Genomic DNA, 26,656 nt, shown 5'->3' with positions numbered 1-26,656 from the left:
TTTATGAGTTTATCGCGTTTAGCTGATGATAAAGATCATTGTAAGAATAAGCGTAATGCCCAGCGGTGGGTAGATTGTTTAATACTTTCACTCTTAGTGCCTTTAAACCCGACACGGCTTGCAGGTCTTCAATCTCAAATTGCTCAATTTCGGCTGCCAATACATGTTTGGCCTGTAAAAGTTCAATGTATTTCCGGTATTCCTCTTCCTCTTCGTACTTCGAGTACACAATAACAATTTTACCCGGCTGGGTAATGCGTACCGTTGTTCCTTTTATAAAGGCTTTATCAATTCGTTTTTTTATAACCTCATACCGGATGTTATAGGCCCCATCCACGTCGAAATGCTTCTCGTCCATTCTGAAACGAATGGCTAAAGGTGCACTAAACACCAACAGTAAGCCGGTTACATTTAAGTGGTAAGGCAGGTCGGCTTTAAGGAAGTGCTCTTCTACAGTCATTTCGCTCAATACCTGTAGTTGCCATAAACGCAGGTGCTGCAAATGGTTGTAATTAAAACCTTTGTTTGGCGTAATAGAATTACCGATATAGAGATTGTGTTCTACACCATCGGTTTTAAAACGTTCGTAATAATGAGGGAAGTATTGTTGAATTTCCGCCTGGCGTTTATCAAGTATACTTGCTAATTTTTCGTTAATAACAGATAGTGTTTTTTCATAGTCTCGACGGTTGCTATAAAAGCCGCCGGTTTGCTGGTCGGTATCATCAAAATACTTTGTCAGCATTTCGCGTATATCGTAGCTAAAGCTATCCAACTGATTAAAAATTGGATAAATATAGTTGTTAATGTAACCTAATATATGCTGTTCGGTGTCCGCCTTAATATCTATGCTGAGATCTTCCAGAAAGGCTTTCAGATCATTTAATTGTTCTTCTGCATCGTCTATAAACTCGCGCTGGCACATTTTTTCCAGTATGTTAACCAACTCCTTTAACTGGTTAATCAGATCGGCCTTAACGCTGCTGTTACGGGTAATAGAAGAGTCTTTAATATCTATTTGCCCATACAGCGGATACACCTCTTTAAATCTAATTTCTTTCAGTTCGTAATCAAACCCCGAATTATGGTGTATGATAAAGTTTTGTGCTTCGCGTTTAAATTTCCAGTGTACACTGGGGTGTAAAGTGGTGTAATAGTTTTGGATAATAGCCTGTATCTGGTTCTGCAGCTCTCCAACCTTGCGGTCAATAGTATCTATAATAAACGGCATTATAATGTCGAGCTTTTTGGCATTTACGCTATTAAAGTCATTTGCCCGGCAAGATACCAGTTCTAAAATACCCAGCAGATTGCCGTTTTTAACTACCGGCGCTAATACGAAGCTTTCAATCTTTTGCACTTTAAAATAACTCAGCAATTTACTGTCCGGGTTGTTTTTCACCATTTCAGATACATCCGAAATGGCGAAATAACTATTGTCTTTAATCAGTAGCTGATAGGAGTCGCTTCGGAGCACATTGGTGCAGTAGTCCTCAAACTGCTCGGGCAGCATATGGCTTTTAAACTTTTTAATAAAGCCCGTGGTGGTAAACTTACCCTCTTCGGGCTCAAATGCAGTAAAACCTACGTGTATATCCGGAATGTTAAAAATTGACTGGAATATAGACTCAAGCGTTTGGTGCAGATCGGGTTCTGTTTGAAAACCAAGCAATGTGCCTTTTAAAATAGATAAAGCATTCTCGGTAGTGGCATCATAAAGGCTCATCAGGGCGAAACCTCTAAGGTCCCAGCTACCGGGTGGAAATTTTTCTTTCCAAAGGTCGAGGTTATCGTAATTATCAATGAGTTGCTGAACCTCCTCCTGGCTTAGCTTAACAGCCTTTTCTGTTGGAGTGATCTCCATAAAATCGACATTATATAAAATGCGATAATGTTTAGTGATACCATCTGCCGTAGGTATATCATAAAACAAAGGCTTGCTGAAATTAAGCGACGTGTTGTAATGCACGTTAAGGATGATACAGCAGGTCATTACATAAAACTGATGATGATCAAGGTCCCGAATATTAATCTCGAAACCTGGCCCGGCGGCATTTAGTATGTTTTGAAATCGTTGCGTATAGTTAAAAATTAAGCTTAAGAAAGGGATACTTACAGCTTTGATCTCATTAAGCGTAAGTGCAGGGGGGAACAGATCACTTACCAATAAACTGATAAGTGTTTCATTCTCTTTTAACGTTGATACATCTTTAATGCCATTTCTTACTTCGGGATGTGCAGCTACTTGCGCTAACAAACTCCGGGCTTCTTCGGCTCGAGGGCTGGTTTCGCTTGCGGCAATCTTTTCCAGCCCTTCAATTATCTTATGAAATGAAAGTTGAATGTTGAACGGGCTTTCTTCAAATTGCGGAAGCATCATAGGCGATGTAGAATTTAAGATGTATACAAATTTACCAAAAAAATAAGCTTGCAGTACTCATACGTAACTTTTTACCGCCTCATGAAAATACTGTTGTAAATACTTTATGGTCAAATGGTTTTGTTACTTTTTCATAAAGGAAAAAGCGGCGGCAGTGCCTGCCCCGATAACAGCACCCGTAGCTACATCGGTAGGGTAATGCACACCTAAATACATGCGCGAATAACCAATAGCCCCCGCCCACAAATAAGATGGCGCTATCACATACCATTTAGGGTAAGCAATGGATAAAGAAGTAGCCGTGGCAAAAGCCGTAGAGGTGTGCCCCGACGGGAATGATGTACTGCCCGCTCGGTAAACAGCACTGATATTTACGTTTTTGATGAATGGCCTTTGACGTTTAACAAAATGTTTGAGCAACAAAGTAACCCCATAGCTGATAGCCGTACTACTGGCTACATAAAAGGAATTTTGACGCATTGCTTTATTGTCGCTGATTACCCCACCGATTAACAAGCCTGCCGGTACACCTACATCTACATAGTGAATGGAGTGGGTAATAAATAGCATGGCGTCGGTTTGCTGAGGAGTGCGACTTTTTGCAAGGTCAATCATAATCCTATCGTCAAATTGCTGCAGGCCGGATTGGGCACGCACATTGCCGAATGAAAATACCAGTATATTGGTGATGAAAATCAGTCGGGCAAAATGGAGGCTGAAGGCTGTTTTCATTCGGATGGCGACTAGGAGATTTAATATTATATTTATACCAGGCGAATTTATTTGCTGCCGGGTAAATCCAAAATACGATTATTAAGTTATTTCTATCTAATCGATATTAAAAGGCACTGCCTTAACAAATACAAAAATGGTGAATTATCAGCATCTACTAGACCAGGTTTGCGATTATGCGTTAAACTACTTTAAAACGCACAACACAGATAAACTGGTATACCATAATAAAAAACATACCGAAGATGTGGCTAAGGCTACCAACCAGATAGCCAATCACTACCAATTAAACGATCGTGATTTTTTTGTGGTGTCGGCTTCGGCCTGGTTTCACGATCTGGGTTACATGGTTAGTTTACAAAATCATGAAGAACACAGTGTAGATGTGGCCCATGCATTTTTAGAAAAACACAATGCCGATGTTGAAGATATAAACACTATTGAAAGTTGCATCCGAGCCACTAAGATGCCTCAGCAACCTGTTACTTTACTGGAGAAAATTTTATGCGATGCCGATCTTTTCCATTTAGGTACTGAAGATTTTGCCAAAAAGGACAGGCAAATGTTTGAAGAATATAATGGGATACATAAGACAGAGCTGAGCAAACTGGAATGGCGGCAAAAGTCTATCACCTTTTTAGAGAGCCATCATTATAATACTGATTACTGCCGCTTGTTACTGGATAGCGGCAAAGAAAAAAATATTGAAGAGTTAAAAGCAAAAGTTGCAAACGCCGTGAACAAGACAGAAGATACCCCTGTGAAAGAAATTGAGCAACCCATACCTACGCCTGCTCCTAATGGTGAGGTTGGTTTCCCCCCTCCCGAAATTGAGTCTATAAAAAAGAAAAAGGATAAAAAAGAAAGGCCTGAAAAAGGAATCGAAACCATGTTCAGGATAAGTTCGAGCAACCACCAACGCTTGAGCGATATGGCCGATAACAAGGCCCATATCATGATCACGGTTAACTCTATCATCTTGTCGGCCATCATCAGTTTGCTATTGCGCAGGCTGAGTGAGTATGAGTACCTGATTGTGCCTACCTTTATTTTGCTTACGGTGAGCTTATTGGCCATGACGTTCTCTATTTTGTCTACCCGCCCGTCTATTCCCCCGGGCACATTTACCAAAGAGGATGTGGATGAGAAAAAAGTTAACCTATTGTTCTTCGGTAATTTTTACCGCATGCCAATAGAAGATTACATCTACGGTATGCAAAAGGTAATGGAAGACAAAGAGTTTTTGTACGGTAGCCTTATTAAAGATGTATATACCCAGGGTGTAGTACTAGGTAAAAAATACCGGTTACTACGCATAGGTTATAACATCTTCATGTTCGGACTAATTATTGCGGTGATAGCGTTCATTATTGCTTCGGCGTTTTTTGGTAACAAACCAGCATAACTTTAATGGCAAACTACCGCTTTTTTAACCGGGATCTGAGTTGGCTTGGTTTTAACCAACGTGTAATGGAAGAGGCCGCTAACCCGGCCGTTCCACTTTTGGAGAGAATCAAATTCCTGAGTATATTCTCATCAAATCTGGATGAATTTTATCGCGTCCGGATGCCCGTATTGAGGGCGCTGAAAGTGATAGGTGAAAAAGATAAATCAGATATCAATGCTGATGAACAAACTGATATTTTACAGAAGGCAGTTGATTTTATTAACCAACAGCAATCACGATTTGGTGACATATTAAGGCAACAGCTACTGCCCGCTTTTAAGGAACAGCGTATTCACATTATTTACAATGAAGAATTTCCGGAAGGCGTTCATAAAGCAACAGTAGAATATTTCCTGACCGAAGTGCTGGCCTTTTTGCAACCCGTGTCATTGAATGATAAAACCGAATTCTTCCCCGAAAACAATAAGCTGTATTTTATCGTACAGTTAAAAGACCAGCAGGGCGCAGAACAAGTTGTGTTGTTGAATATACCGTCGGACGAGTTATCACGCTTTTTTTCCACTAAAATAGCGGGAATCCAATACATAGCCTTCTTAGATGATATCATAAAATTTAACCTCGATAAAGTTTTTCCGGGCAGCAACATTGCCGGCTGCTACAGCTTTAAAGTAACCCGCGACGCCGAACTGGATTTGAAGGATGAGTACTCGGGCAGTTTATCAGATCAGATAGAAAAGCAGCTAAGTAAGCGCGATTTTGGCCTGGCCACTCGCTTTTTGCATCAGCCGGGGATACCACTACGCATTCTTCAGATGGTAAAACAGCAACTCGACTTGCTGAACGCTACTAACATTGAGGGTGGATATTACCACAATTTTAAAGACTTCTTTTCGCTGCCGGTAAATGCACCGGGAATGTCGTACGAACCCTGGCCGGGCTCAAGTGCACCGGGTATCCGGTCGGACATACCTTTAGTAGATCAGATTGCTGAGCGGGATTTTATGATCCACACACCCTATCAGAATTACGAAACCATTTTGCGCTTCTTTAACGAAGCCGCTGTAAACCCTGATGTTAACGAGATCTTTGTGACGCTTTACCGTGTGGCGAGTAACTCGCGCATTGTGCATGCTTTAATCAGTGCTGCCAAAAACGGCAAAAAGGTAAACGTAATGGTAGAGCTGAAAGCCCGTTTCGATGAGGCTAACAATCTTAAATGGGCCAAGGTAATGAAGGATGCCGGCGTTACCATTACCTACAGTGTTACAGCCTTAAAGGTACACGCCAAAATAGGGCTGGTTAAAATGGAAAAGCAAGGCCGTATGGTTTACGCAGGTTTATTGGCTACAGGCAACTTTAACGAAAGCACGGCGAAGTTTTATACCGATCATATTCTGTTTACTGCTAACCATGAGCTGTTGGGCGAAATGGAGTTGCTATTTATGTTTTTAGCCAAGCGCGAAAAACCGTCAAAATCAACCCCCGTTAATTTTAACAAACTACTGGTTGCCCAGTTTAACCTGCAAACCCGCTTTAGCGAACTCATAGACCGTGAGATTGCTTTTGCCAAAGAAGGGCTGCCTGCAGAGATCAACCTCAAAATGAATAACCTGGAAGATCAGGTGCTGATCGGCAAGCTATATGAAGCGTCGCAGGCTGGCGTTAGAGTGTCGTTGATTATTAGGAGTATTTGTTGCCTTATTCCCGGCGTTAAAGGGATGAGCGAAAATATCACCGTTAAACGCATTGTAGACCGCTATTTGGAGCATGGCCGTGTATTTATATTCGGAAATAACGGTAATAAGGAAGTTTACATGGGCTCGGCCGATTGGATGAACCGGAATATATATCATCGTATAGAGGTCTGTTTTCCGGTTTACGACGAAGCGGTTAAGCAGGCTATGATCAGTATTGTTGATCTTCAGTTAAAAGATAACGTACAGGCTGTAATGCTCAATCAGCAATTAGAAAACATCCCTATTAAAGCCGAAGAGCCTTTGGTGCGCTCACAGGAGGCTATTTATCAGCTACTTTCGTTAAAGTAAAATCAATTCATTTTGTTCATTGTGATATTGCTCAAATATTTGATTTGCAATATGTTAAGTTGTGCTTTATATTTAAACCATATTTCGCCAATCATTCTGCCATCTAACGAAATATCATACTAAAGACCCCGCTATATTTTTATTTAAACTATTGATAATCACTTGATTGAATCAATGGCATGCGTTTTGGTTATCAAGTTGCAAAAAATCAGAGACCTATGAAAAAACAGCGCCAAACCCCAAGCGCGGCATCTTTTCTGGTGATTTGGAAATTAATGTTCAACCGAACTATACAAAAATAGTGTTATGGAAAATTATGCTACTAAAACAGAGGCTATAATTGCTCTTCAGGAGCGGGGTTACGATCAGGATTTTGTTTTAAAGGACGAGTACTTATTCTATGTACAGCAAAGCGAACTAATGAAGCCCGATGATTTCGAGATTACGGAAACATACCGCTTTGAGGGGCACCGCCGTCTTTGCGATAATTACGTTATTTACGGTATCTGCACGGTTGACAGCGATATCAAGGGTATTTTGATGACTCCTTACAGTGCCTATGGCAAAGGTGTATCAATACGTTTATGGAGCAAATTGGCAAATACCCTCAAATAGCCGTAACTTCAGCCTACATTTAACACGACACCCAAATAACAATGAAAAACTACATCGGAATCACTGACGAAAGCCGTCAGGCAGTTGCTGAGCAACTCGCAAAATTACTGGCAGACGAATTTTTATTGTACACCAAAACACGTAACGCGCACTGGAATGTTGAAGGACCCGACTTTCATTCCATGCACCTGTTTTTTGAGTCGCAGTATGAGCAGCTTGATGATATTATGGATAGCGTTGCAGAACGTATCCGCTCTATCGGCCATTATGCACCAGCAACTTTAAAAAGCTTTTTGAACCTTACGCATCTTACAGAGCAGGTTGATAGCAAGAACGACAGTATGACTTTTTTAAAAGAACTGCTGGAAGATCATTTTAGCATCATCGAATTTATAAGAGGAAACATAGATCCTTTTGCCAGCAAGTATCACGATTACGGCACCAGTGATTTTATTACCGGCTTAATGGAAACACACGAGAAATTAGCCTGGATGCTAAAAGCTCATCTTAAATAAAACGACTTGAACAAAATAGAAAAGCCGGGTAGTTGGTAAAACCATCCGGCTTTTTGTATTGAAATCAAGCTCTCTTTAGGCAAGATCCTGGATAAAAATCTGGCTTAGTTGTTCGTACAGTTCGGGGTGCTTGGTTTTAAGCTGTTCTGGCTTTTCGAAAAAGTATTCGGAAACAACAGCCAAAAACTCCGCTTCGTTGGTGAGCGCATACGGGTTAATGTCAGACTTGCCTGCCTCGATGCGACGCATTTCCTGGTGAATCAGTTTAATCCATGGTGCCGCATATTGATGTTGCATCAATAGTTCGGGAATACCATCCGTGGCTCCGTCAGATTTATCCAATAGGTGAACAAACTCGTGGATAGCTGTATTCTCTTTCCCGGAAGAGGCCGAAAAACCTTTTATAAGCGCTGCTCTCGAAAGCAGCATTTGCCCATTCATATAGCCCGAGCCTACCATACCCATAATATTCCGATCTTCTGATCCTTCAAACTGGAAATCGTTGTCGAATGTATCTGGGTAAACAATAACATTGGTTAGATTTTTATACTTCCATCCGCCAAAACCGAAAATAGGGATAACTGCGCTGGAAGCAACCAATATGCGATCTACTTCGGTAATGTCCATACCTACTCCTTCAATGCGCACATACCCCAAAAACTGATCGACCATTTGTGCGAACCTGGTTTTAGCCGCCTCATCTAATTTAGCGTAATAGGATACGTGTTCCTGTAACAAAGCCTTGTGCTCGGGAGGAGGAATTACATCTACCGCAACAGGCGCGCCGGCAGATTTTTTTCTTGTTATAAGATAGATAATTATAACAGCTACTAAGGCAATAAGGGCAATATTCATGGGCAAAAGGTAGTAATTTTTGGGTTGATTAGTAGCTGTTTATTTTATTGCGGGCTTAGGTTGTTTAACAGGAATGGTTATAATTGTGTATTCAACATTTCATCTATGCGTTTATCTATCCTTAAGTTCCTGTTTAGTTTATTTCTTTGTTTTTTTACCGCCCCTAATGTTTTTGCTGACGAAACCTGTAAACCTGTTGGCCTTAAGACGGAATATCTCAACAATCCACTAGGCCTGGATGCAGATCACCCGCGCTTTACCTGGTATTTGCAGGATGGCAGGCAGGGTGCAAAGCAAACTGCTTATCAGATCTATGTAGGCACAGATTCCATTGCGCTCATCTCCGGAAAAGCAAATGCGTGGCTTGGTGTTAAAACTGCTTCCTCAACAAATATCGTTACCTATGCAGGGAAGGTACTGCAACCCTTTACCAAATACTATTGGAAAGTTAACGTGTGGGATAAGGATGGAAAACAATCATCGTCCGCGATAGCGAGTTTTGAAATGGGGATGATGCAATCCACCAACTGGAAAGGATCGTGGATTAGCGATAGTAAGGGAAGAGATGTAAAAGAAGCACCTTATTTCAGGCAATTATTTAGCGCCAACAAAAAGATCAAATCGGCAAGAGCTTATATAGCGGTTGCTGGTCTGTATGAACTCTATATTAACGGTCAAAAAATTGGCAGCCATCGCCTCGACCCCATGTACACCCGTTTCGATAGACGCACACTGTATGTTACTTATGATGTTACCACACAATTGCAGCAAGGTAAAAATGCCATAGGTGTTCTGCTGGGCAATGGTTGGTACAACCATCAATCTACTGCGGTGTGGAATTTTCACGAAGTTACATGGCGCAACCGCCCAGCCTTTTGCCTCGATCTAAGGGTTACTTACGACGATGGCACGGTAGAAACCATCACTTCAGATAAAACATGGAAAACAGCTTTTAGTCCCGTTATACTGAACAGTATTTATACAGCCGAGCACTATGACGACCGTTTAGAGTCAACCGGATGGAATACCCCCGAATACAAGGATACAGCCCGTTGGAAATTTGTATACCTGCGCCAGGCCCCGTCGCGCAATATTGTTGCACAAGCCATGCAGCCTATTCGCGATATAGAGCAGATTCCTGCGAAATCGGTTAAAAAATTTGATGATCAGTCTTATGTTTTTGATCTAGGAAGGAATATTTCAGGCGTAAGCCGCATCACCCTCAAAGGCGACTCTGGTACAATTATTCGTTTGAAACACGGCGAGCGTTTGTATAAGGATGGTCATGTAGATCAATCTAATATCGATTTACATTATCGCCCTACCGATGATAAAGACCCTTTCCAAACGGATATTTATATTTTGAACGGCAAGGGGGAGGAGACATTTAGTCCGCGATTTAATTATAAGGGGTTTCAGTATGTTGAATTAACCAGCAGCAAGCCTGTGCAGTTGACCAAAGAAAGCCTTACGGGCGTATTTATGCACAGCGATGTGGAACCAATCGGTAATATTTCGTCATCAAACCCAACCATTGATAAAATATGGGCTGCTACCAACAACTCCTACCTATCTAACCTGTTTGGCTACCCAACAGATTGCCCGCAACGGGAAAAGAACGGCTGGACCGGCGATGCGCATATTGCTGTTGAAACTGGCCTATACGGTTTTGATGGAATTACGATTTACGAAAAATGGCTGGCCGATCATCGCGATGAGCAGCAGCCTAATGGTGTACTTCCGGCAATTATACCAACCAGCGGCTGGGGGTACTCATGGGCAAACGGACCCGATTGGACAAGTACCATCGCCATTATACCCTGGAATATTTACATGTTTTATGGAGACAAAAAGTTATTGGCCGATTGCTATGACAATATTAAGCTTTATGTGGATCACCTGAATGACGTAGCGCCAACCGGACTAACTTCGTGGGGGCTTGGCGATTGGGTTCCGGTAAAATCGGTTTCGCCGGTGGAGTTAATTACCTCTTCCTACTACTTCGCCGATGCTTCGATTCTGGCTAAGGCTGCTAAGGTGTTGGGCAAAAAGGATGATGAAGTAAAATATACCGCACTGGCTAACAAAATAAAAAATGCCATCAACGCCAAATACTTAAATACAGCCACCGCCATGTACGGTGAGGGCCTGCAAACGGAGCTTTGCGTTCCGCTTTACTGGGGTATAGTTCCGGAAGAGCTAAAAGCCAAAGTGGCCGCAAATTTGGCTAAACGTGTGGCTGCAGATAACTACCATTTAGACGTGGGAATATTAGGAGCCAAGGCCATTTTAAATGCACTGAGTGATAACGGTTATGCAGATGTAGCTTACAAAATTGCATCGCAGGAAACCTATCCATCGTGGGGTTGGTGGATCGTAAACAACGCGACTACGCTTTATGAGAATTGGAATATCGACTCCAAGTCAGACATATCGCTTAACCATATTATGTTCGGGGAAATTAATGCATGGCTGTACAAAGGCATAGCGGGAATAAAAGTTGATCCCGCTCAACCCGGATTTAAGAATGTGTTACTGGACCCTCATTTTGTAGTCGGCTTAGATCACTTTGAAGCCAAACACAATGGGCCTTACGGCGAAATCATTTCGTCATGGATTCGAAAAAAAGAAGGCGTTAGCTATCATGTTGTAGTGCCGCCTAACGCAACGGCAACTATTAAATTCCCGGTTGCAGAAGGTAAAAAAGTTTATCTGGACAATAAATTGATAAGCAGTCTCTATTCGGCAGAAGCAGGTAGTTATACTTTTGAGATCAAGTAAAGAACGGGCGCGTAGGAGAAACTAAACTTTTTAATAAAAAACCATTGTGTTGTTTTGACGCAATATTTTTTTCAATATCTTTAGTCAATTATAAACCACTGATAATCATGATAAATAGAAGAAGTTTCCTGAAAAATTCGGGCATGATGAGCCTGAGCGCGCTTTTTTTAGCTAATGCAGATTTGTTTGCCGCCGAGCCGCATGCGCTGGGTGTACAGCTTTTTACTGTTTTTGATACCATTGATAAAGACGTTGAGGGTACGCTCAGAAAAATTGCAGCTATCGGTTACAAAGAAATTGAGTCTGCATTTAGTAAACAACCCGGTTACTATGGCATGACTCCTAAACAGTTTTCTGCACTGTGCAAGAAACTAGGTTTATCGTGGAAATCGCACCACGTGTTAGGCGCACCATTTAAATTGCCTCCGGGAACAAAACTACCTGTTGGGGCAGATGGTAAGCCGATGAATTTATCGATAGTGAAAAATCTTAAAGATAATATGCAGGAACTGGTAGACCAGGCCGCAGAGGGCGGTATTCCATACCTGGTATGCGCCAATACGCCAACGGCTACAATCGAAGAAATTAAAAGTTCTATCGAGGTTTTAACCAAAACCGGCGAAGCTTGTAAAAAAGCCAAGATCCAATTGTGTTATCACAACCATGATATGGAGTTTAAAGAAGTAGACGGTAAAACACCATACAGCATGCTGCTCAGCGAAATCAGCCCCGAATTGTTAAAATTTGAATTAGACCTCGCTTGGGCTACTAAAGCGCGTGTGGATATACCTAAAATGTTTGCCGATCATCCGGGTCGTTTCCCACTGTTGCATGTTAAAGATATTAAAGGCGATTCAACCTTAGGCCCGGTTGGTAGCGGCGTAGTTGATTTTAAAACCGTATTTGCACATGCAGCCACCGGAGGCGTTAAGCATTACTTTGTGGAGCATGATATGCCTAAAGACGCTTACGCAAGCCTTACCCAAAGTTACAAAGCATTACGGGCTATGGGTTTATAATAATCCTTACTATATTGTCAGGCAATTATTAACCTATAAAAACTACTTATGCGTAACATTTTTTTAGCCGCCTTGGTGTGGCTGTCGGCCGTGCCTGCCTTTGCGAAATCGATATTGATATTTAGTAAAACTGCTGGCTATCACCACGAATCGATAGCAGCGGGGATACCTGCAATTATGAAACTAGGAGCAGAGAACGGTTTTTCGGTGGATACCACAACCAATTCGGCCTTGTTTACTGCGGATAACCTTAAAAAATACGATGCTGTAATATTTTTAAGCACCACCGGCGATGTATTGAACGACGAACAGCAGAAAACTTTCGAGGCATATATCAAATCGGGAAAGGGATTTGTGGGGGTGCATGCAGCTACAGATACAGAGTACGATTGGCCTTGGTATGGCGATCTGGTAGGCGCATATTTTAAAAGTCATCCGAAACAGCAGCAGGCAACATTTCATGTGGTTGATCGCAAATTTATAGCTACCAAAGATTTGCCCGAAACCTGGGTGAGATTTGATGAACTATACAACTTCAAATACATTGCAAAAGGCTTACATGTGTTGATCACCATTGACGAGAAAAGCTATACAGGCGGCGAGAACGGCGATAATCATCCGATGAGCTGGTATCACCAATACGACGGCGGTCGTGCGTTTTACACAGAACTTGGCCACACCGACGAGTCGTACAGCGACCCGCTTTATTTAAAGCATTTATTGGGGGGCATTAAATACGCAGCTGGCATAAAGTAATAGCAATCAGTAATTCGGGATGATTATCAATACTAAAACAAAATTAATAGGGGTAATCGCCGGGTTACTTTTATCAGCTTGTAACAGTCAGTCAGATCTGAATACAAACGAATGGCGGGTTTATGGGGGCAATAAGCAATCCACCCGCTATTCGTCTTTAAAACAGATCGATACCAGCAACGTAAAGCAGCTCCAGGTTGCCTGGATCCACCATACCAATGATGCCGATACCACGTCGCATTCGCAGATTCAGTGTAATCCTATTATTGTCGACGGTATATTATACGCCACAACACCGCACCTCAAACTAGTGGCACTCGACGCCACGACAGGCGACCAAAAATGGGTTTTCGATCCGGATCAGAAAGATATTAATAGCACTACCTCCATCAGGTTTATTCTTAACAACAGCAGGGGTGTTACCTATTGGGAAGATGGCGATGATAAACGCATTATCTTTTGCGCAGGTTCGTACATCTATGCCATCAACGCCAAAAATGGTCAGCTGATTAAAAGCTTCGGCGATGGCGGGCGCGTAGATATGCACGATCACCTCGACCGGGTAATGAAAGAGGCTTATATAACCGCCACCACACCCGGCATCATCTATAAAGACCTATACATTGTAGGCAGCCGCGTTAACGAAACATCCGACGCTGCGCCGGGACACATCCGTGCGTACGATGTGCGTACCGGGCAATTCAAATGGATCTTCCATACCATACCTCATCCCGGTGAAAAAGGTTACGAAACCTGGGAAGATCCTAACGCGTGGAAACGCATCGGTGCAGCTAACTCATGGAGCGGTCTTAGTCTTGACGAAAAGCGGGGGCTATTATTCGCGCCAACCGGTTCAGCAGCTTTTGATTTTTACGGAGGCAAACGTAAAGGGACGGGGTTATATGCCAATAGTTTATTGGCTTTAGATGCTGGCACGGGTAAATTAGTTTGGCATTACCAGGTAATCCACCACGACGTTTGGGATAAAGATTTGCCAACAGCACCCTCTCTTGTTACTATTAATAAGGACGGGAAGAAGATCGACGCCGTGGCGCAGCCCACCAAACATGGATTTGTTTTTGTGCTCGACAGGGAGACTGGCAAACCCTTATTTCCCGTTGATGAAAAACTTGTAGATACCCATACCGAATTAGTGGGAGAGAAGCTTTGGCCAACGCAACCCATCCCACGTTTGCCCGAACCATTTGTAAGGCAAACCTTATCGGATAAGGACATCAACCCTTATCTCCCGGTACAATCGCGGGCAGACGTTTTAGCCCAATTGCATGGTTATCGATACGGCAGCATGTTTATCCCGCCGGGTAAGCAACCATCGGTGATATTTCCGGGTTTTGATGGTGGGGCTGAGTGGGGCGGACCAGCAGTTGACCCAACCACCGGATGGATGTATATAAACGCCAACGAAATGGCTTGGATACTTACGATGATAAATGCACCCAAACAACCCGCCGGGACGGAAGATTTTGGGCAAGCCGGTCAACGACTTTTTGCTCAAAATTGTATGGGCTGCCATGGGCAAGACCGCAAAGGCTCGGGTAATTACCCATCGCTCATCAACATCGAAAAAAAATACCACGATCAGGACATTCTTAATCTTATTGCCACAGGCAGGCGTATGATGCCATCGTTTAAACAATTGAGTTTACAAGAGAGGCAGGCTATCGTATCCTTCATTACCAATAATACCGCCAACAAATCAAAGAAATTTACACCAGTTAACGCCCCGGTAGATAGCTTCTTAAACTTGCCATATCAGATGACGGGCTACAAGAAATTCCTGAGCAAGGAAGGCCTGCCAGCCATTGCACCGCCCTGGGGAACGCTGAATGCTATTAACCTAAATACCGGAAAGATTGCATGGAAAGTGCCATTAGGGCAAGACCCAGCTATAAAGATTAAAGACGTTGTAACAGGCACCGAAAATTATGGTGGCCCAGCCGTTACCGCTGGTGGACTTGTATTTATAGCTGCCACAAAAGACAGTAAGATCCGTGCCTTTGATAAGCAAACAGGTAAGCTGCTTTGGGAAGCCACGCTACCAGCATCGGGTTTTGCAACGCCGAGTGTGTATGAGGTAAACGGGAAACAATACGTGGTAATTGCTTGCGGTGGTGGCAAGCTTGGTACTAAATCTGGCGATGCTTATGTGGCTTTTGCTTTACCCGGCAAGTAAACCATTTTGCTGATTCTACGCCGCGGGTGGTGCAGTGGTGCAAAGTTCCACATGCACCACTGTGTTCCTACTTAAAAGTCTTTTTTAATCAAATATTTGTTTAAGTATTTAATATTCAAATTTTTATATAATCGACTTTTAAGTAAGTGGGTCTGCCTATGCACCACCTTTACTAACTTTTAAGTCTTTTTCGCCGTCGATGTTCCACCAGCAGCAGTGTGAGAAAGAATATGTATGCGGTATAAGGTTGGTGATAGCACTGGCCTCAGATCAAAAAAAATGTCATCCCGAACGATAGTGAGAAATCTTATATACTTTGTTAATTAACTGCATAAGATTTCTCCTTCGTCGAAATGACAAGGTTGGTTATTACTTTGATAGTAGTTATTTAAGTATTACACCCCCGGATGAGTCGGATCATAATCCGGAGCCGATCTTTTGGGATCATAATGCAAGCCAGGGGTTAGCCAGTAAAGCAATACCACCCTCGAATATCTGAAGTTAAATGGTGAAAGAATCAGCGCAACACCTAACAAAATAGCGGCGTAGATCCAAGGGTTTTCGCTGCCGGTAAGTATGTAGGTACCCACCGCCAGCGTTACCATTTGGGCAACGTTAAGGGCGTAACTTACAAACATAGCCACATAAAAATATCCCGGCTCAATTTCAAAATGAAAGCCACAATGCGGACAGGTTTCATTCATTTTTTGCCCGCTGATGGTATACATCGGGGTCGAAAACATGTTGCCAACGCGGCATTTAGGGCATTTGGCATGTATTGCTGCATTGAATTGAGGGATTTCCATTGCTTCTTTATCTAAGGTTAACGTTTTCATGATGTTGCGGATTTGTTATTTGTTTTCTGAATTCTTCGGGTGTTGAGCCGGTTTGTTTTTTAAAGAATTTGGTAAAATAAGAGTAGTCGGCAAAATTCAGTTGGTCGGCCACTTCAGATATTGTTGTGCCGGGATTCACCAGCAGCCTTTTCGCTTCCAGTACAATTCGGTTGCGAATCAGTTCTCCTGCCGAAATGCCCAGCACATCGTTACACAACGCATTGAGGTGGTTGGGGGTTATGTACAACAGTGCGGCGTAATCCTTTGGTAGTTTGAGCGTCGAGAAATTCGTCTCAATCAGTTTCTGAAAGTTGCGAAGTAGTGTATAATTATACGGCGTGGTATTATGGCTGTGCTGCGCAAAGGTTAAACGGCTTATAGCAATAAACAATTGCAGCATCAGGGCTTTTACCATATCCAAAGCCAGCCTGCCCGATGTTTCACTTTCGAAAATCAGTTGTTCGAAGAGCCTGATCACTTCAGGTTTTAGCTCCGCCGGGAGATCGATCACCTGGTCCGACGTTGAGCCGCTAAAGAACGGAAACTGCTCCAGGTAGTCTGGCTGCAGCAGAAACGAATGGAAAAACGGCACCGAAAAGTTGATCACATAACCATCTACATGGCCTTCAAAACTCCAGCTATGCACCTGGCCGGGTGTCATAAAATAGATCTGGTTGGGTCGTACCTCAAAATTCTGAAAATCGATTGCATGAGATCCATCGCCTTCTGTAAAAAGTACCAGGTGGTAAAAAGTATGCTTATGTGCTAAATGGAGGTTATGATGCGATTTAAGGTAGGGAGCAAACCGCCTAATCAGAATATCTTCCTGTTTAAATTCGGATAGGATGCTGATGTCGTAAACAGGGAAGCTCTTTTTCATGATATACAAAGATACCACGAAATATGCCTCGCGTCATGGTAGTAAATATCGGGTTTGTGGTACTTTTTACTGATAAGTAAAAAGTGCTGGGGCTACAATTGTCATTCAGAGCGATAGCGAAGAATCTTCTTCAATAGAAAAGTCCGCTATAAGGTGAAGAAGATTTCTCCTATCGTCGAAATGACAGCGTTAAATAGGGAATTCAATTAATAACAATACTTCCTAATCGCATCATATGCCTCTTTTAAGCCTAATTCGCCAGCTTTGCTCAGGTCGAGGCAGCCGCTGTTTTTATCGAGGGCGTAATTAATCTTCAGCATCCCGCGGGAGAAATAGGTTTGCTTGTCTTTAGGGTCGAGGCTAATGGCGGTGGAGTAATCGGCCAATGCACCATTGTAGTCTTTAACCAGTGTTTTAGCTTCGCCGCGCCTGATGTAGGCCTTGCGGTTTGATGGTAGTATCTGGATAGCCATATTATAATCGAGCATTGCACCACGCACGTCTTTTAGCTTGTACTTAGCAATACCCCGGCTCACATAGGCATCGGTACTTTGTGGGTTAATATCAATGGCAACGTTATAATCCAGTATGGCACTTATAGAATCTTTCATGTTCAGGAAAGCATCGCCGCGTTTAATAAATATCTGGTCGTTGTGTGGTTCCATTAGCATCGCCCGCGAAAAATCCTGCATAGCGGCCGATGAATCTGGCATAATGCTTTTGGCTGTTCCGCGTGCCAATAGCCCTTTGATGCTTTTAGGATATTGCTCAACAGCGCGATCATAACTTTCCAGTGCGCCGGTATAATCTTTAAGGCCTAAGCGGGCATTGCCTAAAAATAACAAGTTGTCTTCGGTCCCGCGTATGCTAATGGCTTTGTTCAAATCTTCAACAGCGCCCTCATAATCCTTTAGCTCGGTTTTAGTATTTCCACGAAATGTATAGGCTTCGTACGAAGTTGAATCCAGCGCTATGGCCCTATCAAAATCGAGCATAGCTTCGCGGGTACTCTGCATGGCGTCTTTCAATATCCCCCTGCGAACATACAAGGCTGCATTTTTAGGGTTTAACCTTAACCCCGCATCTACCATTCGGATAGCTTCCGGATAGTTTTTAGACGTGATCAGCACGTCGGTTAACTTGTCATATGCCTCTTTGTTTTTAGGGGCCATTTGCAATACCTTCTGGTAATCTTGTGTTGCACCTGCATAGTCGCGCATTTTGGCTTTTGTATCGGCGCGTTTAATATAACCCTCAAAATTCTGAGGTTTTAGTTCGATAGACTTATTAAAATCTTCGATAGCCCCGCGGTTGTCGCCCATGTCGAATTTGGCATTTCCGCGTTGTATATAAGATCTATCATTAGCCGGATTAAGCTCAATAGCCTTCGTGAAATCTGTAATAGCACCAGCGGTATCCTTCAGCGCATATTTGGCCGATCCGCGAACAATATAAGCCCCCTCGGCTTTTGGGTTAAAGGCTATAATAGTATCGGCATCGCCAAAGGCCCCCTCGTAATTTCTGGCATCAATACGCATATTGGCCCGGTGGGTATAGGCATCAATATACTTAGGGTTAAGTTCTATCGATTTATCAAAATCTGCAAAGGCACCCGTGGTATCTCTTACATTTCCCTTAGCAATACCACGGTATAGGTAAAGTTCGGAGTTGTTAGGATTAAGTTCTATCGCCTTATCAAAATCTAAAATAGCGCCACGGTTGTCGGCTGTATTGGTACGAGCGTTACCAAGGTAATGGTACAACTCGGCCACATTAGGTTTAAGTTCGATAGCCTTTTTATAGTCCTGTATAGCACTCAGGTTATCGTGCATATTGCTTTTGGCGTTAGCGCGATAATAATAGGCTTCGGCACGATTGGGGTCAAATTGAAGGGCCCGGGTATAGTCGGCAATGGCAGCAGCGTACAAGCCCAGCGTAGATTCTGAGTTTGCACGGTAATAATACAAATCGCCGTTGTTGGGGTTTAATTTAATGGCCGTATTGTAATCCAGTATTGCGCCTTTATTGTTGTTGGTATTGGCTTTGGCCAAACCACGGTACTCGTACAAGTCGGGGTTTTGAGGGGTTAGCGTAATGGCTGCCGTAAAATCCAGTATGGCACCGTAATTATCGCCGGTATTGGTTTTGGCATTAGCACGATAGTGGTACATGTCGGCAGTTGGCTTTTTCGACATGCTGATAGCCTTATTAAAATCATCTATGGCGGTAACGTACGCCCTTAAATTGGCGTTGGCATTGGCCCTATAAAAATAGGCCTCTGTTTTTTTAGGGTTAAGCCCAATAGTTTTAGTAAAGTCGGCAACCGCAGCTTCGTTATTCTGGATGTTGCTGTAGGCATTGGCGCGATAAAAATAGGCGTCGGCAATATTGGGGTTAAGTTCTATCGCCTTGGTAAAATCGTCAATGGCGCCCTGATAATCCCTCTGATTGGCTTTGGCATTACCGCTTTGTATCAGCTGATCTGCCGTTTGGGTTTGGGCAAAACTCCAAAAGGGCAACAGCATAAATAATACAATAAAAAGCTTCGTCATGCGCGGTGCGTAGATTATTAGATAAGGCTTTAATGCTATTTTATCAGCAGGGGATATCATTAATATTATTCGTGCTTTTAAATTAACATCAGTAAAAATAAACTTATTAAGTTTTACGGCATCAAAATACGTATAAAACATGCAAAAATTAGCTAAAGCGCATGTTTGCGTACTTTTTTTGAAGCCGGTTTCGGGCTTTTAAGCCATTTACAAACGCATAGATTATGCCAAGCGCAAAAATAACAGTAATGCGCAAATAGTAAAATAGCAGGTTAAGGGTATGTTAATTAAAAAAAATGAACGAAAATGTAACCTTAATCATATTATATTCGTAAACGGTACTATTTAGCACCTTCCCGCATAATTAGCCCCTATTATAGAATTAATAACTTGTTATTGATATGCGGATGCCGTTGCTTGTTTCGAAGCAATGAAATAATTTCCTTTAATGATATTCCGTGTAATTATTGGTTGATGGATTGTCGACAAACTGACGATTTGTAAAAAAAAGGTTGCCTTATATTAATATTCACTTTTTTTAAGTTAACTTAATAGATGGCGCTTGCGACGTCGGGTTTTGGCATAGGCGGCAGAATAATTAGTCCTGTATTAGGCAAAGCAGGCTTATGCAAAAATCCAAGGCCATTTAGCATAACATCGGGTAATGTGTTGGGGAAATTTGTGGAAAATAATCTACAGTGTGGCGGAAGTTAATTACAAGTTTAGGGCAAATGCACAATTACTTTGCCTAATGTAATATTATCGTTGTTATTCACTATTTGTTTAAAAACTAAGGTTATATGTAAAACGTAAGTATAGTATATACACTATATTCGTTAGCGTTTACATCTACCTAATTACCTTTACATAATTAATGAAAGCTCTCCTAAGGCAATTTAAACTTATTTATGCGATAGCCTGCCTAATGGTTTTTACCGGCAGTGTGCATGGACAAACCCGGTATTCGCAAGTGGACAAGCAGTTGAAAGAATTTAACCGCATAGCTAACGAGGCGAATATTGTTTTCACGCTCCCCGAAGGTTTTAAGGAAATTACCCCCATTAGCAACGAAGATGTAACTTACGATTATGGTATAGCCATGCCCGGTCACGACGTGGAGGTTTGGTTTGAGGTAAAATCGTACAAGCAGGTAAGTAAGTACTATGCCAATGCCGATTCGGCCTATATTAGCATGGCTAAAGAACAGGTATCTGTTTTTAGTGCTGACAACGCCTATTTTACCCGTAATTTAAATGACAATATACTCGCTCAGTACAATGCCGATGCCGGTAAATCATACCTGGTGAATCTAAGCGACTCGCCGGTTACACGCCATTATAAATATGCTCTGATCATTACAATTCAGAAAGATCATACCGGTACCATACTGGCCGTTTGCCTCACCAACGATAAAGGCCCCGATTTTTTCAAAGACATAGATAAAGCACGTAACTGCATTCGCTTTAAATAAGGGGTCAGGTTTAACGTTTTACGTTTTACGTGGGCTCGGCGCGTAAATCCCCTTTGGATCTTTGTGGGAAATTTCTGTTATGCATTGTAGCATTGATATAGTACATTTGGCATATAGGGCAATTTGCTTGATATAATACCTAAAGTATTTAATGTTGAGTGCCTTACGTAAAACGTCGCACGTCAAACGTCTAACTCAAAAAAATGGAAGAAGTAAATTATAGTGAGGATAGTATACGGTCGCTCGATTGGAAAGAGCATATCCGCCTGCGCCCCGGTATGTATATCGGTAAGCTTGGCGACGGATCTGCTTATGACGATGGTGTGTACGTATTGTTGAAAGAGATTGTTGACAACTCCATTGATGAGTTTGTGATGGGGGCCGGTAGAACCATTGATATTAATATGAGCGACCATAAGGTTGCCATCCGCGATTATGGCCGCGGTATCCCCCTGGGTAAGGTGATTGATTGTGTATCCAAAATCAATACCGGTGGTAAGTACGATAGTAAGGCCTTCCAAAAATCGGTAGGGCTAAATGGTGTGGGTACCAAGGCGGTTAACGCACTTTCTACCAGCTTTACGGTACAATCTTATCGGGATAACCGTACAAAAATTGCCGAGTTTGCCAAAGGCGAATTGGTACGCGATGAGCCTGAAAAGGAAACCACCCAACGCAACGGGACTGCTATTAACTTTATTCCCGACGAGAGCATTTTCCGTCACTACCGGTTTATCCCCGAGTTTGTGGAGAATATGATCTGGAACTATGTTTTCCTGAACGCCGGACTAACCATCAACTTTAACGGTCAGAAATATTTATCAGAAAGAGGCCTTTACGATCTGTTATCGCGTAATACCGATGCCGAAACATTGCGCTATCCGATCATCCACCTCAAGGGCAACGATATTGAGATAGCCATGACCCACGGCCAACAATACGGCGAGGAATATTACTCGTTTGTAAACGGACAGCATACCACGCAGGGTGGTACCCACCAGGCAGCTTTCCGCGAAGCGGTGGTTAAAACTATTCGCGAGTTCTATAAAAAGGAGTTTGACGCTTCGGACGTACGGGCATCTATCGTAGCTGCTATTGCTATTAAGGTGCAAGAGCCGGTCTTCGAATCGCAGACCAAAACTAAGCTGGGGTCGCAAAACGTTGGTCCTGATGGTCCTACGGTTCGTGGTTTTATTAACGACTTTGTTAAAACCGAACTCGATAACTACCTGCACAAAAACCCGGCAGCAGCCGATGCTATGTTAAAGCGTATCCTGCAGTCGGAGCGTGAGCGTAAGGATATTGCCGGCATTAAAAAACTGGCCAACGAACGCGCCAAAAAAGCGTCGTTACATAACCGTAAGTTGCGCGATTGTAAGTTGCACTTTACAGATAATCACGAGCGTCGCCGCGATACAACCTTATTCATCACCGAGGGGGATTCGGCTAGTGGATCTATCACAAAATCGCGCGATGTGCAAACCCAGGCGGTATTTAGTTTGAAGGGTAAGCCATTAAACTGTTTCGGCCTTACCAAAAAAGTGGTTTACGAAAACGAGGAGTTTAACCTGCTGCAGCACGCCCTGAATATCGAAGACGGTTTAGATGGCCTCAACTACAACAACATCGTTATCGCAACCGATGCCGATGTGGACGGTATGCACATCCGTTTGCTGCTGATGACGTTCTTCCTGCAGTTCTTCCCCGATCTGGTGAAGGCAGGGCATGTTTCTATTCTGCAAACGCCGTTGTTCCGTGTGCGCAATAAAAAAGAAACCATCTATTGCTACAGCGATGAGGAACGCCGCAACGCCATAGCCAAGCTAGGCAATAAACCAGAGATTACCCGATTTAAAGGTTTGGGTGAGATCTCGCCGGAAGAGTTCGGGTTATTTATAGGTAAAGATATGCGCCTAGACCCGGTTATTCTTCGCGATGCCAACATCAAGGGCCTGCTCGAATATTTTATGGGCAAAAACACGCCAACGCGCCAGCAGCACATTGTGCAAAACCTTCGGGTAGAAAAAGATGATGAAACGGTTAACCCATTACTGGGAGCCGAAGATTCGGATACTACTGCACTGGTTGCATAGTAGAAATAATATTGAAAAAGCCGCTGTAAGAATATTGCAGCGGCTTTTTTTAATATCCCTAATTTTAGCTCTATTTAAGGGAATCGGGTTTTGAATAGATCATCTTAAAAGCGTTATATGCTGCCTGATGTAAGGCAGTAGCGTGCGATTCCTCGGGTAAGTAATCGAAAAATAGATTGATATTTGAATCGCCTTTAAGCATCTTGTAAAGCCCTTCCGCTTCAAGATACATCTGTTCGTCTTCCTTTCGGTTGGGCGCGCCAATGTAAATACTAATAGGTTTATGAGCTTTTGTTTGCAGCAGATTAGGGTTGTGCAACAAAGCTTCATCTCCCCACCATAAACTTGGGCTCACAATAATGTAGGTGCTAAATAGAGTAGGATGATTTAAGGCTATTTCTGTGATGAGTAGCCCGGCCATTGATTCGCCGATGATGGTTCGGTTTGCGTTGGCTTTATATTTCTTTTCGATGTAGGGTTGCAGCTCCTTTTCCAGAAAAGCGATATAATTTGCCGATCCTCCATACCGCGGGAACAGCTCTTTTTTAAAGCCTATTTTTGCCAAAAAATCGAGGTTGGCGACAGGGAACGTAAAGTCTTTTCTGCGATTGATATTTTGGATACCCACCACAATCGACTTTGGAAACCGGTTTACCCATGATTGGGTATCAAAACGGATAAGGCCCGTAATGTGAATAAAATCCTCGTCAACACCACCATCGGGATTATATATAACCGGGTATTTAACCGTGTCTGTAGCGTTGTATCCCTCAGGCAAGCAAACATTGATCGTTCTGATTTCGTTCAGGATAGTTGATTGAAACGCTTCCGTAATTCCGATACTTATCGGTTGTCCCCCGGATTGGGCGAAGGTATGGCTTAAAAAAAACAGAAGTAGGGTTAGTACAAGTGTGAAGTATTTCTTTGAAAAATCCATTGGATGAATATTGGGTATTGCGGTTTTAAGCAATTGCTAAGGTACTAAATACCACGGTTAATGATTTTAAAACCATATAACCGGCTTTAAAATAGTACTTGTTTCGTTTTATCAATCTTTATGTTTATATTGTTTCCCCTTCTTTTTTATCCCGAAGGTTTTTTGAATGATTAATCACGAAATAAAAATAAAATTCGAAGAATATATCACCCTTACCGATCTTAACGAGGCAGACCGCGCACTTTGCGCCGAGGCTGTAACGGCACTTAATGGATCGCACTCCCCATATTCGAGATTTAGCGTTGGCGCTGCATTGCGCTTGCAAAGCGGCAAAATAATTTATGGCAGTAACCAGGAGAATGTAGCATACCCCTCAGGCTTATGCGCCGAACGTGTGGCCTTGTTCCATTGGGGAGCTAATCATGCCAACGATCCGATTGAAAGTATTGCGATAACCGCGCATACCGACGAATTTAAGCTAAGTCAGCCGGTAACCCCATGTGGTTCATGCCTGCAGGTAATGGCCGAATACGAAAAAAAGCAAGAACAAAAGATGAGAATACTGCTATTTGTTGAAGATGGGCCGATATGGGCTGTTGAAGGCAGTGAAAGTTTTTTACCATTTTTGTTTTTTGAAGAACGGTTAGCGCAATCATAAACCTATGAAGTTAAAATTTATATTCTTTTTCCTGCTGTTGCTTACGGCAGGTAAAACGCTATTTGCCCAACAGGATTTTCCGTTTGCAGATGAGATACGGAAATTTAAAACAGCCGATAGCCTCAGTTTTCCAAAACCGGGAGGCAACTTGTTTATCGGTAGCTCATCAATCCGCCTCTGGGACGACTTGGAACAGCGTTTTGCCGACAAGCGGGTGTTGAAACGTGGGGTAGGAGGATCAACCCTTGATCAGTGGGTTAAATATTATACCGATTATATCCTGTTCCCTTACAAACCCGACCGCATTTTTGTGTACGCCGGTGAAAACGATATTAATTTCGACCGCACGCCACAACAGGTATACCAGGATTTTGTGACGCTGTATAACATGATTCAGCAGAAACTACCGGGTGCTAAAACTTACTGGTTGTCTATTAAAAAAAGCCCGAGCCGGGCTAAACATTATGCAGATGTCGATAGCACTAATGCGCTCATCAAAACTTTTGTAAATCATCATAAAGGGCTTACTTATGTAGATGTAAATACCCCGCTTTATGATCCTAAAACTTCGTTGCCCGATTCTTCGCTCTTTAAGGCAGATTACCTGCACCTTAAAAAAGAGGGGTACGACCGCTGGCAGAAAGCTTTGAAAAAATATGTTAAATAACGAATAAACAAAAAAGGCTCCCGATTTATCGGGAGCCTTTTTTCACATCTAATAATCAACTTTTATTTAAACACGCTATAAACGTTCGTAATTTTCCAACCGCTACCAGTGTGGGTAAGGGTTACATAGTTGCTGCGTACAAAGCCATCAAATTGCATATCAACTTTTGCCACAGTAACGTCGGCGTTGGTATTTACAATTGAAGTATTGATAGTGCAGGTTTGCTCAAGGTTAGCATTTTGCTTAGCGAAATTGATCATCTCGTCTTTATCAAAGCTGATGATGTTTTTACCGCGCAGCATGCTAAATTTTGCAGTTTTATCAATTACCTGATCCAGGTCGGCAACTTTACCGCGGCTCACGGCATCAACATAAGTGTTGATAGCAAAATAAGGAGAAGCCATTTTGTCTTCTGTAGAAATTTTATTAGCTTTAGCTATTGTGGCAGCTAAGAAAAGGCAAAGACCAAGTGTAAGTGTTTTTAAGGTTTTCATGATATTTTGTATTTAGTGTTTTAATAAATTTTATACTCATAAGACAGCCGTAACCCCCGCTACGTTACAGCCGAAATGTTAAAATTTCGTTAACCTTTTTCACTTTTACAGAAACACCTAACATACTCCGCTTTTATTAAAAATCTCGTAATATAGACTCGTTATAGATAATCGTATATCCAAAAAAGCTGCAATTAATTGCAAATATTTTTTTAAGAAAAAAACGTAATAAAGCAAAAGGCCGCCCCAACGTTAAATCGGGACGGCCTTTTGTGTTAATAATTCTTTAAATGCTTATTTCACCACGCTGTAAACGTTGGTAATTTTCCATGTACCTGCCATGTTGTTGAGCGTAACATAGTTGGTGCGCACAAAATTTCCGTAGTCCATATCAACTTTTACCACGGTCATATCAGGGTTTGATTCCACAACTGAAGTGCTGGTTTTGCACTCCTGATTAATGTTTTTGTTTTCTTTTACAAAAGCCATCATATCTGCCTTAGAAAAGCTCAGAATGTTTTTGCCTTGCAAAATGCTGAATTGCGCCGATGGGTCTACCACCTTTCCAAATCCTTCTGTTTTACCCTGGCTTACCGCTGCAACATAAGTATTAACTGCACTATTGGCCGATGCGGCATTATCGTCTATTGTTTTGGGAGCTGCTTTGGCAAAGCCAACGGTCATGAACAGACAAGCGGCAATTGCAATTGATTTTAACGTTTTCATTGTATTTTTACTAACTAAAATTTATACCACTATAGACGTTGT

At 42.4% G+C, this 26,656-nt stretch carries 21 protein-coding genes; 12 read left to right on the top strand and 9 right to left on the bottom strand.

Annotated features, from left to right (window positions below; genetic code table 11):
- Window position 1 precedes the first annotated feature (1 nt).
- Both GSY63_RS19260 and GSY63_RS19255 read right to left on the bottom strand, forming a co-directional pair.
- Window positions 2-2,380, bottom strand: a complete 2,379-nt coding sequence (locus GSY63_RS19260) for a GAF domain-containing protein (protein ID WP_166587452.1) — start codon at window positions 2,378-2,380, stop codon at window positions 2-4.
- A gap of 123 nt (window positions 2,381-2,503) precedes the next feature.
- On the bottom strand, window positions 2,504-3,112 hold the full coding sequence (locus GSY63_RS19255) for a phosphatase PAP2 family protein (RefSeq protein ID WP_208094598.1): 609 nt from the start codon (window positions 3,110-3,112) through the stop codon (window positions 2,504-2,506).
- A 136-nt stretch (window positions 3,113-3,248) separates the two neighbouring features.
- Between GSY63_RS19255 and GSY63_RS19250 the strand changes: the two genes are divergently transcribed.
- From GSY63_RS19250 to GSY63_RS19235, 4 genes are all read left to right on the top strand, one after another.
- Complete coding sequence (locus GSY63_RS19250; RefSeq protein ID WP_208094597.1) at window positions 3,249-4,517, top strand: Pycsar system effector family protein; 1,269 nt, start codon at window positions 3,249-3,251, stop codon at window positions 4,515-4,517.
- A gap of 5 nt (window positions 4,518-4,522) precedes the next feature.
- Complete coding sequence (gene ppk1 / locus GSY63_RS19245) at window positions 4,523-6,565, top strand: polyphosphate kinase 1 (RefSeq protein WP_166587451.1); 2,043 nt, start codon at window positions 4,523-4,525, stop codon at window positions 6,563-6,565.
- Between the two features lie 306 nt (window positions 6,566-6,871).
- On the top strand, window positions 6,872-7,180 hold the full coding sequence (locus tag GSY63_RS19240) for a phosphoribosylpyrophosphate synthetase (RefSeq protein WP_166587450.1): 309 nt from the start codon (window positions 6,872-6,874) through the stop codon (window positions 7,178-7,180).
- 41 nt (window positions 7,181-7,221) lie between these two features.
- Window positions 7,222-7,695 (top strand): Dps family protein, encoded by a 474-nt coding sequence (locus tag GSY63_RS19235; RefSeq protein WP_166587449.1) that lies wholly within the window; start codon window positions 7,222-7,224, stop codon window positions 7,693-7,695.
- 75 nt (window positions 7,696-7,770) lie between these two features.
- On the opposite strand, the gene GSY63_RS19230 is transcribed toward GSY63_RS19235, so the two are convergent.
- Entirely contained in the window at window positions 7,771-8,550 is a 780-nt protein-coding gene (locus GSY63_RS19230; RefSeq protein WP_166587448.1) for a M90 family metallopeptidase, read from the bottom strand.
- Between the two features lie 105 nt (window positions 8,551-8,655).
- Between GSY63_RS19230 and GSY63_RS19225 the strand changes: the two genes are divergently transcribed.
- From GSY63_RS19225 to GSY63_RS19210, 4 genes are all read left to right on the top strand, one after another.
- Window positions 8,656-11,331, top strand: a complete 2,676-nt coding sequence (locus GSY63_RS19225; protein ID WP_166587447.1) for an alpha-L-rhamnosidase — start codon at window positions 8,656-8,658, stop codon at window positions 11,329-11,331.
- A gap of 107 nt (window positions 11,332-11,438) precedes the next feature.
- Window positions 11,439-12,350, top strand: a complete 912-nt coding sequence (locus GSY63_RS19220) for a sugar phosphate isomerase/epimerase family protein (RefSeq protein WP_166587446.1) — start codon at window positions 11,439-11,441, stop codon at window positions 12,348-12,350.
- 48 nt (window positions 12,351-12,398) lie between these two features.
- Complete coding sequence (locus tag GSY63_RS19215) at window positions 12,399-13,106, top strand: ThuA domain-containing protein (protein ID WP_166587445.1); 708 nt, start codon at window positions 12,399-12,401, stop codon at window positions 13,104-13,106.
- A 19-nt stretch (window positions 13,107-13,125) separates the two neighbouring features.
- Window positions 13,126-15,300 (top strand): outer membrane protein assembly factor BamB family protein, encoded by a 2,175-nt coding sequence (locus GSY63_RS19210; protein ID WP_166587444.1) that lies wholly within the window; start codon window positions 13,126-13,128, stop codon window positions 15,298-15,300.
- A gap of 395 nt (window positions 15,301-15,695) precedes the next feature.
- On the opposite strand, the gene GSY63_RS19205 is transcribed toward GSY63_RS19210, so the two are convergent.
- The 3 genes from GSY63_RS19205 to GSY63_RS19195 all read right to left on the bottom strand — a co-directional run bounded on the left by GSY63_RS19205 (window position 15,696) and on the right by GSY63_RS19195 (window position 19,568).
- A complete protein-coding gene (locus tag GSY63_RS19205) occupies window positions 15,696-16,136 on the bottom strand; it encodes a DUF983 domain-containing protein (RefSeq protein WP_243749272.1) in 441 nt (146 codons plus the stop codon).
- Window positions 16,114-17,016, bottom strand: coding sequence for an AraC family transcriptional regulator (locus GSY63_RS19200; RefSeq protein WP_166587443.1), 903 nt, complete (start codon window positions 17,014-17,016; stop codon window positions 16,114-16,116). The genes GSY63_RS19205 and GSY63_RS19200 overlap by 23 nt, the downstream gene beginning before the upstream one ends.
- 206 nt (window positions 17,017-17,222) lie before the next feature.
- On the bottom strand, window positions 17,223-19,568 hold the full coding sequence (locus GSY63_RS19195; protein ID WP_166587442.1) for a tetratricopeptide repeat protein: 2,346 nt from the start codon (window positions 19,566-19,568) through the stop codon (window positions 17,223-17,225).
- Between the two features lie 874 nt (window positions 19,569-20,442).
- Between GSY63_RS19195 and GSY63_RS19190 the strand changes: the two genes are divergently transcribed.
- Both GSY63_RS19190 and GSY63_RS19185 read left to right on the top strand, forming a co-directional pair.
- A complete protein-coding gene (locus tag GSY63_RS19190; RefSeq protein ID WP_166587441.1) occupies window positions 20,443-21,039 on the top strand; it encodes a hypothetical protein in 597 nt (198 codons plus the stop codon).
- A 203-nt stretch (window positions 21,040-21,242) separates the two neighbouring features.
- Entirely contained in the window at window positions 21,243-23,132 is a 1,890-nt protein-coding gene (locus tag GSY63_RS19185) for a DNA topoisomerase IV subunit B (protein ID WP_166587440.1), read from the top strand.
- Between the two features lie 70 nt (window positions 23,133-23,202).
- Here the strand turns inward: GSY63_RS19185 and GSY63_RS19180 are convergent, their stop codons facing one another.
- Entirely contained in the window at window positions 23,203-24,069 is an 867-nt protein-coding gene (locus GSY63_RS19180) for an alpha/beta hydrolase (RefSeq protein ID WP_166587439.1), read from the bottom strand.
- 166 nt (window positions 24,070-24,235) lie between these two features.
- Here GSY63_RS19180 and GSY63_RS19175 point away from each other — a divergent pair, with 166 nt between their 5' ends.
- Both GSY63_RS19175 and GSY63_RS19170 read left to right on the top strand, forming a co-directional pair.
- Window positions 24,236-24,727, top strand: coding sequence for a cytidine deaminase (locus GSY63_RS19175; protein WP_166587438.1), 492 nt, complete (start codon window positions 24,236-24,238; stop codon window positions 24,725-24,727).
- Between the two features lie 4 nt (window positions 24,728-24,731).
- Complete coding sequence (locus GSY63_RS19170) at window positions 24,732-25,394, top strand: GDSL-type esterase/lipase family protein (RefSeq protein WP_166587437.1); 663 nt, start codon at window positions 24,732-24,734, stop codon at window positions 25,392-25,394.
- Window positions 25,395-25,456: 62 nt separating this feature from the next.
- On the opposite strand, the gene GSY63_RS19165 is transcribed toward GSY63_RS19170, so the two are convergent.
- Together GSY63_RS19165 and GSY63_RS19160 are read right to left on the bottom strand one after the other, a co-directional pair.
- Complete coding sequence (locus GSY63_RS19165; protein ID WP_166587436.1) at window positions 25,457-25,888, bottom strand: nuclear transport factor 2 family protein; 432 nt, start codon at window positions 25,886-25,888, stop codon at window positions 25,457-25,459.
- A 294-nt stretch (window positions 25,889-26,182) separates the two neighbouring features.
- Window positions 26,183-26,614, bottom strand: coding sequence for a nuclear transport factor 2 family protein (locus tag GSY63_RS19160; RefSeq protein ID WP_166587435.1), 432 nt, complete (start codon window positions 26,612-26,614; stop codon window positions 26,183-26,185).
- Window positions 26,615-26,656: the final 42 nt, after the last annotated feature.

The sequence above is a fragment of the Mucilaginibacter agri genome (assembly GCF_009928685.1).
GTDB lineage: Bacteria > Bacteroidota > Bacteroidia > Sphingobacteriales > Sphingobacteriaceae > Mucilaginibacter > Mucilaginibacter agri.
This window is presented reverse-complemented; position numbering and strand designations above follow the sequence as displayed.

Coding starts and splice junctions, on each gene's coding strand:
- GSY63_RS19260 (WP_166587452.1), bottom strand. CDS start 2,380: ATGATGCTTCCGCAATTTGAAGAAAGCCCGTTCAACATTCAACTTTCA.
- GSY63_RS19255 (WP_208094598.1), bottom strand. CDS start 3,112: ATGAAAACAGCCTTCAGCCTCCATTTTGCCCGACTGATTTTCATCACC.
- GSY63_RS19250 (WP_208094597.1), top strand. CDS start 3,249: ATGGTGAATTATCAGCATCTACTAGACCAGGTTTGCGATTATGCGTTA.
- ppk1 (WP_166587451.1), top strand. CDS start 4,523: ATGGCAAACTACCGCTTTTTTAACCGGGATCTGAGTTGGCTTGGTTTT.
- GSY63_RS19240 (WP_166587450.1), top strand. CDS start 6,872: ATGGAAAATTATGCTACTAAAACAGAGGCTATAATTGCTCTTCAGGAG.
- GSY63_RS19235 (WP_166587449.1), top strand. CDS start 7,222: ATGAAAAACTACATCGGAATCACTGACGAAAGCCGTCAGGCAGTTGCT.
- GSY63_RS19230 (WP_166587448.1), bottom strand. CDS start 8,550: ATGAATATTGCCCTTATTGCCTTAGTAGCTGTTATAATTATCTATCTT.
- GSY63_RS19225 (WP_166587447.1), top strand. CDS start 8,656: ATGCGTTTATCTATCCTTAAGTTCCTGTTTAGTTTATTTCTTTGTTTT.
- GSY63_RS19220 (WP_166587446.1), top strand. CDS start 11,439: ATGATAAATAGAAGAAGTTTCCTGAAAAATTCGGGCATGATGAGCCTG.
- GSY63_RS19215 (WP_166587445.1), top strand. CDS start 12,399: ATGCGTAACATTTTTTTAGCCGCCTTGGTGTGGCTGTCGGCCGTGCCT.
- GSY63_RS19210 (WP_166587444.1), top strand. CDS start 13,126: ATGATTATCAATACTAAAACAAAATTAATAGGGGTAATCGCCGGGTTA.
- GSY63_RS19205 (WP_243749272.1), bottom strand. CDS start 16,136: ATGAAAACGTTAACCTTAGATAAAGAAGCAATGGAAATCCCTCAATTC.
- GSY63_RS19200 (WP_166587443.1), bottom strand. CDS start 17,016: ATGAAAAAGAGCTTCCCTGTTTACGACATCAGCATCCTATCCGAATTT.
- GSY63_RS19195 (WP_166587442.1), bottom strand. CDS start 19,568: ATGACGAAGCTTTTTATTGTATTATTTATGCTGTTGCCCTTTTGGAGT.
- GSY63_RS19190 (WP_166587441.1), top strand. CDS start 20,443: ATGAAAGCTCTCCTAAGGCAATTTAAACTTATTTATGCGATAGCCTGC.
- GSY63_RS19185 (WP_166587440.1), top strand. CDS start 21,243: ATGGAAGAAGTAAATTATAGTGAGGATAGTATACGGTCGCTCGATTGG.
- GSY63_RS19180 (WP_166587439.1), bottom strand. CDS start 24,069: ATGGATTTTTCAAAGAAATACTTCACACTTGTACTAACCCTACTTCTG.
- GSY63_RS19175 (WP_166587438.1), top strand. CDS start 24,236: ATGATTAATCACGAAATAAAAATAAAATTCGAAGAATATATCACCCTT.
- GSY63_RS19170 (WP_166587437.1), top strand. CDS start 24,732: ATGAAGTTAAAATTTATATTCTTTTTCCTGCTGTTGCTTACGGCAGGT.
- GSY63_RS19165 (WP_166587436.1), bottom strand. CDS start 25,888: ATGAAAACCTTAAAAACACTTACACTTGGTCTTTGCCTTTTCTTAGCT.
- GSY63_RS19160 (WP_166587435.1), bottom strand. CDS start 26,614: ATGAAAACGTTAAAATCAATTGCAATTGCCGCTTGTCTGTTCATGACC.